The organism is Caldisericia bacterium (genome assembly GCA_026414995.1).
Classification (GTDB): domain Bacteria; phylum Caldisericota; class Caldisericia; order B22-G15; family B22-G15; genus JAAYUH01.
In genome coordinates this window covers 1-317 of sequence record JAOAHY010000048.1, presented here as the reverse complement: position 1 = coordinate 317, position 317 = coordinate 1, and the positions used below count along the sequence as shown (strand labels likewise).

General features: G+C 37.2%; 1 protein-coding gene. It reads right to left on the bottom strand.

Annotated elements, in window-relative coordinates:
• Window positions 1-317 (bottom strand): thioredoxin family protein (locus N3D74_06720; GenBank protein MCX8095856.1); only part of this gene is annotated, 317 nt, incomplete at both ends.

The window sequence follows — 317 nt, the reverse complement described above, 5'->3', positions numbered from 1 at the left end:
ACACCACGGACATTGTATTTATAAGCGAGCTGTGGAAATTCTGTTGCTTCAACCATATCAGCTTTAATGTTCTTATTTAATAGGGCTAGTGCATGTCCCATAAGTACTGCAGCTGGACAATATGGACAAGTTGGAGTTACAAAAACTTGAATATGCACTGGCTTGTCAATCATCTTTACCATTTCAATCACATCTTGACTTAGCTGCGTATCTCCGGTTGATATCATTTCGATTGATTCAAGTAAAGAAGAAAACTCATATCCAGCTGGTATTCCATAATATCTGATTCCATAATCAATTTCTTCACCCATAACCAC